Raw genomic sequence first — 6,325 nt, forward strand, 5'->3', positions numbered from 1 at the left:
ATCAACGAAGAAGTAACCAAGTTTTTTAATCAAGTCATGCAAATGGATACTTTTACATTACGCCAAGAGGCTATTTCAACTGAAAAGTTCCCATGATTTTAGCTAAAAATGAACTCCGAAACTTGAGATATAATATAAATTCAATCTGCAGTGCGGCTAATTTTGTGTAGTTCAAGGCTGAACAGTTCGTAATAGCTGGCCTATTTCGAGCTGTTCTAACGAAGAAATACGCATAACTAGCTGCGCTGTAGAGGTTTGCTTATGCAGACCTCAGGTTAAATTAGCTTATTGGTACTTATTCAAATCTAACCGATTTTCAATAGCTTCGGATACTACTTTTTCTACATACGCTCTTTCTTTACCAATTAATTTTAGGCGTGGCAAGCGCACATTTTCGCTTCCTCTACCAACTAGTTGTTCAGCGTATTTTATGCATTGAACTAAAGTTGGAATCGTATCTAAACGCAATAAAGGCATAAACCAGTGGTAAATCTCTCTTGCTTCTTCTATTCTGCCTTGTCTGGCCAATTTATATAATGTTACTGACTCTCTAGGAAAGACATTAGTTAATCCAGAAATCCAGCCAGTTGCGCCAAGTAATATACTTTCTAAAGCAATATCATCTACACCGCAAAATAGAAAAAACCGATCACCAAAACGGCTTTGAAGTTCCGTTAAACGGCGTGTGTCTGTAGTCGATTCTTTAATTGCAATAATATTGGCTTCATTGGCTAAGGTTGCGGTCATATCAAGATTGATATCAACACCATAGCCAACAGGGTTGTTGTAGATCATGATAGGCAGTTCAGGTACTGCTCTAGCCACAGTTTGGTAATGAGTGACTACTTCTCGGTCAGTTCCATGGTAGACCATGGCAGGTAAGAGCATTAATCCGTCAACTCCGAGTTTTTGAACATCTCTTGCATATTGAGCTGCGAGCTCAGCTGTGTATTCGGTACAGCCAGAAATTACAGTTATTCTTCCATTTACCGTTTTTACGGTTTGCTCTATGAATTGACGTTTTTCATCAGCAGAGAGAGAAGCGTTTTCGCCGATAGTCCCTAGTGCAATGATGCCATCGACACCATCGGCAATGAGTGCCTCTAACATAGCTGCGTTAGATGAAAAATTAATGGTGCCATCTCCATTAAATTGGGTAGAAATTGCAGGATAAACCCCTTGCCAATTAACTGTCATTTTATGCCTCATGGATAAATATTTGTTTTACGCGTTGGATATTGTATACAATAATGCATTAGTTTTGCGAACAACACAATTGTGAAATAAAAAATTTATGTCGCTTTATAGCCGAGGTGATATCTCTTTTAAGACTTCTTAGTAGTAGATGTTACTTTAATTGTTAATCTAGTAAAGTATTTAAAAGCATATAGTTAGGGTGAACTATGGTCTCTTTTTCAATTTCTGAACATCAGCAAAAAAACTTACAAATAATAAAAACGACAGACGTGCATACCGAAGGAGAGCCACTAAGGATTGTCACTGACGGTTTTCCAAAAATAAAGGGTAAGACAATTTTAGAGAAGCGAAGGTATGCTAAGGAACATCTAGATCATCTAAGGCAAGCACTCATATTTGAGCCAAGAGGTCATGCTGATATGTATGGTGCCTTAATCACTGAACCTGAGCGAAAAGATTCAGATTATGGTGTTCTGTTTATTCACAACGAAGGCTACAGTAGCATGTGTGGTCATGCTATTTTGGCATTGACTACTGTAGCAAGCCAAGCTGACAACCATGGATGGGTAAACGGGGAAAAACACTACAAAGTCGACACTCCTGCTGGTCAAGTTATAGCTAATGCTGTGAAAGATCTGCAAGGTAATATTTTCGCGAGCTTCAAAAATATAGCGTCATGGGCTGAGGCACTGGATTGTAAAATTGAGATTGAAGGTATCGGTATCATTAAATTTGATATTGGCTTTGGTGGAGCTTATTACGCTTTCGTTGATGCCGATAAGTATGGAATCAAATGTACTCCTGATAATGTCACAGCGCTTATCGAACTTGGCAAAAAGATCAAACAGGCGGTGAGTGAAAAGTATAACATCTGCCATCCTTTAGAATCAGACCTGAGTTTTCTTTACGGAACGATTTTTACTTCAAAAAAAGTAGATAAACAAGAAAGCCACTCTAAACATGTATGCATCTTCGCCGATGGTGAGGTTGATCGTTCTCCAACTGGAACGGGTGTCTCCGCAAGAGTTGCACTCCTCAAAGCTAGAAATGAGATAACGCTAAATCAAACTTTATCAATTGAAAGCATTGTAGGTGGTTCTATGACCGTGACTGCAATTTCTGAGACTGACTTTTTCGGTAAGCAATCGGTGATACCTGAAGTTACTGGAACTGCCTATATAACGGGACGACACGAATTTATTATCGATGAGAATGACCCGTTTAAATATGGATTTCTACTGCGTTGATGGATGACTAATAAATGGAAAATCAAGTTGTGATAGTAGGCGCAGGAATCATTGGGTTGGCAACAGCGTTACACCTGCAAAAATTTGGCTATCAAGTTACAGTCGTTGATAAAAATGGTATAGGTGCAGGGGCATCATTTGGTAATGCAGGTCACTTTGCAACCGAACAGGTATTTCCTCTGGCTGATCCTGAATTATTGCTAAAAGTTCCACAGATGCTTTGCGATCCTCTCGGGCCATTTAGAATAAAATTCAACTATTTTTACAAGGCAATACCTTGGTTTGTTCGGTTTATGAGAGAAATGCTACCTGAAAAAAGAATCAAAAACTCTACAAGTATTGCTGTACTTAATAGCCAAGCGATTAAAGAAATGCAAATCTTGCTTGAATATTGTAATAGGCCTGAACTTATACAACAGAATGGTAGTTTTTTAGTATTTGAATCAACTCCTGTAAAGGAAGTCGAGAGAAAATATCAAGCCTATAAAAGTACAGGGATCCCTGTGACCTTTTTAACATCCAAGGACTTACATGAGCTAGAGCCAAGTTTATCCCCCGATATTCAGTTTGCTCTGTATTTTACTGATACTGCACATACTCCAGATCCTAAGTTAATTTGTGAGGCTTTGGCTGCGAAGGTAATTGAAAATGGTGGAGAAATCAGGCAGCTCGATGTCACAGAAATTAATTTTCAACACGAACAAGTTTTATTAAATGGCAATGCGTCTTTTAAAGCTAAAAGAGTTACGTTAAAAGCTGAAAAAGCCGTAATCGCTGCAGGTGCATGGAGTAAATCTTTACTCGAAGATTTGGGATATAAAGTGCCACTCGAGGCAGAAAGAGGTTATCACCTCATGTTGAATCATCATTCACAACTTAAGCGCCCTGTAACTTCTTACGAAAGAAAGTGCATCATCACACCAATGACAGAAGGAACTCGAATTGCCGGAATGGTTGAGTTTGGTGGAATGGAGTTAGAAGCAACTAAAGGTATTTCTAATCGGTTTCTTGTTCACGGAAAAGCACTCTTACCAGAGCTAAAAAGTATATCAAGCTCCGATGAACAGGAAGAGTGGATGGGGTTTAGACCTTCTTTACCAGATAGTTTACCTGTATTCGGTAGCACAAAACATGAAAATGTTTTTGTTAATTTTGGCCACCAACATTTAGGCTTAACTTGGTCAGCCATTACTGGCAAGCTGGTAGCGCAAAAAATGTCAGACCAAAAAGTAGATTTTGACCTGACACCTTATAACATTAATCGGTTTTAACAGGGCTTAATACCCCACCGCTTTGCCACTACGCCTTGGATCGCTAGCACCAAACAAACCTTGGTCGCTTACTTCAATAGACTGTGTACTACCCATCGAGGATTTAATCGATACTTTATGTCCCATTGACTCAAGTAAACGGATGGTGTCTCCATTTAAACTTCTTTCTGTTCGAATTTCATCAGGTAACCATTGATGGTGGATACGAGGTGAATTTGTCGCTTCTTGAATATTCATATTGTGGTCAATTACATTCATAATTATTTGCATAACAGTAGTGATGATCCTTGAACCACCGGGACTGCCGGTTACCAAGAAAGGCTTATTACCTTTGAATACAATTGTTGGAGTCATTGAGCTCAATGGTCTCTTGCCTGGCTCAATAGAGTTCGCATCACCGCCAACTAACCCATAACCATTTGGTGCACCAGGTTTTGCTGAGAAGTCATCCATCTCGTTATTCAGTAAAATTCCTGTTCCTTTGGCTACCAGTCCTGAACCGTAGCTAAAGTTAAGCGTGTAGGTATTGGAAACAGCATTACCCCATTTATCAATAACCGAATAATGAGTGGTTTGAGCACTCTCGTATGGTGCTAATTTACCCGGTTTTATTTCAGAAGAAGGCTTAGCCTTATTCATCGAAATGTGTTTAGCGATATGCTTTGCGTATTCCTTACTGGTTAGCTGTTTAACAGGAACTTTGTAAAATGATGGATCACCCAAGTATTCACTTCTATCAGCGTAAGCACGCTTCATGGTTTCAGCCATAACATGAATAGTCTGTGCGCTGTTCGCTCCATATTTTTTGATCGGAAAGTTCTCAAGCACATTGAGCATTTCTATTAAGTGGATTCCGCCAGAGGAAGGCGGCGGCATTGAAGCAACCTTATATCCGCGATAAGTACCTACAATGGGTTTACGCTCGATAACCTTATAGTTAGCAAAGTCTTGCATTGTGAGGTTACCGCCAGCATTTTTGACTGCCTCTACAATTTTTTTCGCTGTTTCACCTTTATAAAAACCATCAATACCTTTATCTGCGATTAATTGTAAAGAATGCGAGAGATCCTTTTGAATTAATTTATCACCCGGTTGAAAGTTACTACCATCAGCTTTATAAAAAATCTTTGCAGAGCTTGGCCATTGTGATATACGACGTTTAAGCGCTGCTAATGAAGTGGCTAAATCTGCAGTGACTGATATGCCATTTTTAGCCAAGTCTATTGAAGGCTGAATCACTTCTTTTAAAGTCATGGTGCCGTATTTTTCAAGTGCTTGAGACAAGCCCATGACAGTTCCTGGTACACCAACTGCCAGCCCGTGTTCGCGACTGAGCTTTTTAACTACGTTTCCTTGCTCATCAAGATACATATCTTTATGAGCTTTCATTGGTGCAGTTTCTCTATAATCGATGGCAATCGTTTTGTTTTTGTCAGCCAGATGCACAAGCATAAAGCCACCACCACCAATGTTTCCTGCGCGAGGTAAAGTTACCGATAAGGCGAAACCAACGGCAACGGCTGCATCAACTGCATTACCGCCTTTTTTAAGAATATCGACCCCAACTTGGCTTGCTAGCGCTTCTTGGCTGGCAACCATTCCATGTTTTGCCCAAACAGGCTGTGCTACAGACATGTTGCTGTAGATAGCTGATTGATTGGCATGCACAGTTTGTGAAAGTGGAGCTAATGAACAAGCTAAAGTAAATGAAAGTACCTTTAGCAGCTTAGGTGTGCGCATGATAAGTCCCTGTATTGTTTATATTCAGGTGAATGTGCCATATCTAGCGGCTTTTGTCACTCAATGCAAAGAGGATTGTATGCATTGATGAATGCAATGTCTTCAGGGTAAATACAGCTTAACTTTTTATACTCGTCAAATTAACAGATTATGATACTTCGATATGGCTACAGCAATATCAAAAAATTCGGTTTACGACTATTTAGATATTGAAAAATATCAGGAAATTACAAAAAAAAGCGGGAACCCAAAAAAACAGCAGTAAAAGAGGATTAGCAGAAGGCCTGAAAGAGTTGCATACAGCTCGAAGTCGTGCTTCAGCCCGTAAGTCTACAAGTCTAATTCTTTGGTCATTACCCCACAATACAAGATTTAAGTATTATGTTTTCAATGACATGATTGTAGTAGACTCAAGTGGTCGAAGGTGTGAAGTGAGGGTTAGCTTTAAAGCAGATGAAGAATCTCAGTATCAAGTCGTCCATAATTTTTTCACTCGTAACTCTTTACGAAGAGGAATGAATCCAGAGGCTTATATCCCACCAGAAGAGCGATATAAAATATCTCTTATTAGGGAAGAGCATACAATTTTCTCATTGTTAAATGCTGATAGAGCTCAAAATCCTCAAAGTCCTACCAACTCTTATAAGCAGAAATCGGGACATGCAAAGCCTATTGTTTAGTTTTGGCGTTTCAGTGTTAATTGCAAATTAAGAAAATTTTAAAACAGAAAAGCGGCTTTTTGTTAGGGCAAACGGGTCAAAAATAAGCAATTAAGTTTGATCGTTTGCCAACCAGAATCGATCGTGGTTTATAATAGTCTTTGCCTGTTAAACACCATGAAAACTACCACTATTAGCCAGCACTTTGCCA

The 6,325-nt window shown here is 39.3% G+C and carries 5 protein-coding genes; 3 read left to right on the plus strand and 2 right to left on the minus strand.

Annotated features, from left to right (window positions below):
- Positions 1 to 285 precede the first annotated feature (285 nt).
- Entirely contained in the window at positions 286 to 1,197 is a 912-nt protein-coding gene (locus D5018_RS20310) for a dihydrodipicolinate synthase family protein (protein WP_121840807.1), read from the minus strand.
- Between the two features lie 206 nt (positions 1,198 to 1,403).
- Here D5018_RS20310 and D5018_RS20315 point away from each other — a divergent pair, with 206 nt between their 5' ends.
- Entirely contained in the window at positions 1,404 to 2,444 is a 1,041-nt protein-coding gene (locus D5018_RS20315; protein ID WP_121840808.1) for a proline racemase family protein, read from the plus strand.
- 14 nt (positions 2,445 to 2,458) lie between these two features.
- Positions 2,459 to 3,715, plus strand: coding sequence for an NAD(P)/FAD-dependent oxidoreductase (locus D5018_RS20320; RefSeq protein ID WP_121840809.1), 1,257 nt, complete (start codon positions 2,459 to 2,461; stop codon positions 3,713 to 3,715).
- A 6-nt stretch (positions 3,716 to 3,721) separates the two neighbouring features.
- Here the strand turns inward: D5018_RS20320 and ggt are convergent, their stop codons facing one another.
- Entirely contained in the window at positions 3,722 to 5,455 is a 1,734-nt protein-coding gene (gene ggt / locus D5018_RS20325; protein WP_121840810.1) for a gamma-glutamyltransferase, read from the minus strand.
- 209 nt (positions 5,456 to 5,664) lie between these two features.
- Between ggt and D5018_RS20330 the strand changes: the two genes are divergently transcribed.
- Positions 5,665 to 6,135 (plus strand): hypothetical protein, encoded by a 471-nt coding sequence (locus D5018_RS20330; protein WP_121840811.1) that lies wholly within the window; start codon positions 5,665 to 5,667, stop codon positions 6,133 to 6,135.
- The last annotated feature ends 190 nt before the right edge of the window (positions 6,136 to 6,325 follow it).

Source organism: Parashewanella curva (assembly GCF_003675895.1).
Classification (GTDB): domain Bacteria; phylum Pseudomonadota; class Gammaproteobacteria; order Enterobacterales; family Shewanellaceae; genus Parashewanella; species Parashewanella curva.

Excerpts from the sequence above, each read along its gene's own strand:
- D5018_RS20310 (WP_121840807.1), bottom strand. The coding sequence starts at position 1,197 with ATGACAGTTAATTGGCAAGGGGTTTATCCTGCAATTTCTACCCAATTT.
- D5018_RS20315 (WP_121840808.1), top strand. The coding sequence starts at position 1,404 with ATGGTCTCTTTTTCAATTTCTGAACATCAGCAAAAAAACTTACAAATA.
- D5018_RS20320 (WP_121840809.1), top strand. The coding sequence starts at position 2,459 with ATGGAAAATCAAGTTGTGATAGTAGGCGCAGGAATCATTGGGTTGGCA.
- ggt (WP_121840810.1), bottom strand. The coding sequence starts at position 5,455 with ATGCGCACACCTAAGCTGCTAAAGGTACTTTCATTTACTTTAGCTTGT.